Source organism: Clostridium sp. MCC353, assembly GCF_018785315.1.
In the GTDB taxonomy this organism is placed as follows: Bacteria; Bacillota; Clostridia; order Lachnospirales; family Lachnospiraceae; genus CHH4-2.
Genome location: NZ_WQPN01000076.1, coordinates 1 through 2,612, shown reverse-complemented (window position 1 = coordinate 2,612; position 2,612 = coordinate 1). Strand labels below are relative to the sequence as shown.

The following is a 2,612-nucleotide window of genomic DNA, read 5'->3' as shown; positions in this document are numbered from 1 at the left end:
CTCTTGGTAATGGTTAACGTTCCGGCCTCCGGGGTGATGCTGTAGTTTTCGGTTACATCCGTTCCGTCTGCACCGCCGTGTCTTATGACAATCTTTCCTAACGGGTTGTTTCCGACAGTGGATTCTGACACTTCGGTGATGCTTCCGGTTGCTTCCACATAAATCTTATCGCCTTCAAACAGGGTTCCGTTTGTTAACTCAAAACCAGGTTCCGTTAATGGGGTTCCGTCATAGACCTTCGCAGCATCTTTGGCTTTGATCGTGATCGCTTTGTCAGTCACCTTGTTTATGATGATCTGTCCGTCTACCCGAGTGATACTGTAGTTGGACGTCTTATCATCCTTACCGTCGCTGATGCTTACTGTATCAACCTGAACCGGATAAGTTCCAACAAACTTCTGGGTTGCTCCGATAAGAGTTACGTTTTCAGCCTTATGACCTGACAACAGTCCTGTGTCCTCTCCCGGTTCTGACACAAAGTATGACACACTGTGCTCTTTCCCATCATAAGGGAAGGATTTTGTTTCAGCAGTAAAGGTTACCGGTCTCGGATCAATGCGCAAAGTTCCGGCAATTGGAGTAATATCATAGTTAGCCGTTACATCTACATCGCCATGCATGATAGTAACTTTTCCTACAGGGTTATTATTTACTGCGTTATCACTCACATCGGTAATACTGCCGGTTGCATTGACATGAATCGAATCACCTTCAAACAAATTTCCCGTCGCTTCACACTGAACAGCCGTAAGAGGTGTTCCGTCATAAACTTTATTAGCACTCGGAGCTGTTATGGTGATAACTCTTCCAGTTGCTTCACTAACCTTAATGTGGCCTAATACCCTAATCACTTCATAATTAGATGTCACATCGGCTTCACCGGCCAGTAACTTAACAGTTCCAACTTCTACAGGATTTTCTCCAGCGAAGGTTCTCTTATTTCCAATAAGATCAACCTCTGCTGTATGGCCTTTGACCAGTCCGGTTTCTTTATCAGATTCAGCTATTGTATAGCTTACACTGTGCTCCGTTCCATCATATATGAAGTCATTATTAGTTCCTGCTGTAATAGTTACTGGTCTTGGAGTTACTTTCAAGGTTCCCGGTACTGGAGTAATATTGTAGTTTTCTGTTACGTCTACTCCATCTTTTCCACCGTGGCGGATCACATAGCTGGAAATCAGGTTGTTGTCTTTCGCATCTGGGGTCACGTCTGTGATACTTCCGGATGTTACCGCATAGACTTCATCTCCCGGCAAAAGGTTTTCTTTATTCACTGTATATCCGGATTCCGTTAATGGGGTTCCATCATATACTTTTTCTGCATCTCCTGCCGTGATTGTGATGTCGATTCCTGTTGCCTTGCTGACACTGATATGGCCGTCATCTTTCTTAATATCATAGTTCTTTGTCATATCAGCTTTGTCTGCCATGATCTTTACTGATTTTACCGTCACCTGATTGCCACCGACATAAGTTCTTGTATTGCCTTCCAGCTCTACGACTTCTGTATGGCCGCTTAACAAGCCTTCGTTTTCTCCAAGTTTGGATACGGTGTAACTTACACTGTGCTCAGTTCCGTCATATACGAAGCTGTCATTGGTTTCCGCTGTCACAGTTACCGGCCTCGGATTAATTGTTAAGGTTCCAGGAACTTCACTAACCTCATAGTTCTCTGTCACAATTGCGCCGTCCGGACCACCATGACGAATTTCATAACTTTCGATCTGGTTATTTGCTGTCACTCCTGGAGTTACTTCTGTGATACTTCCGGAAATTACTGCATATACATCATCTCCCGGTAAAAGATTCTCTTCATTTACCGTATAATGGGATGCTGTTAACGGGGCTCCGTCATATACTTTATCTGCACTGGCTGCTGTAATCACAATTTCAATTCCAGTTGCCGCGTTTACATTGATGTGGCCCTTCTGCTTTGTAATATCGTAGTTTCCTGTAACATCCGTTTCACCGGATTTGATCGTTACAGTATCTACCAATACGTCATTACCGCCCACAAATGTCCGGGTGTTGTCTTTCAGTTCTACAACTTCCGTATGACCGCTTAACAGACCTTTATCCGTTCCTGGATCGGATACCTGGTAGCCTACTTTGTGTTCCATTCCGTTGTACACGAAATCGTCATTTGTTTCGGCTGTGATGGTTACCGGCCTTGGATTGATTGTCAGAGTTCCGGCTTTCGTCTCGATTGTATAGTTTTCTGTTACGTCTACACCGTTTGCGCCTCCATGACGGATGACTACAGTTCCTACCGGATTGTTTTCAGCTTTATTCTCAGCTACGTTCGTTATGTTTCCGGTCTTATCAACTCCGTCTGATTCGATTGTCACAGAACTTACCGTTACTGCTTCGTCACATACGAAGACCTGCTTATCATTTACAAGGGTTACTTTTTCCTTATGGTCTTTTAATAATCCACTGTTCTGATCTGCCTTAACCACATTGTAGCCTACGCTGTGCTGTTCTCCATTATATGAGAATTCTTTGTTTTCTACATTAATGGTTACCGGCCTCTTGGTAATGGTTAACGTTCCGGCCTCCGGGGTGATGCTGTAGTTTTCGGTTACATCCGTTCCGTCTGCACCGCCGTG

Annotated in this window: 1 protein-coding gene; it reads right to left on the bottom strand. The window is 44.3% G+C overall.

Annotated elements, in window-relative coordinates; translation table 11 throughout:
• The coding region (locus tag GPL15_RS15000) for an MBG domain-containing protein (protein WP_215699497.1) at positions 1-2,612 on the bottom strand (2,612 nt) is incomplete at both ends.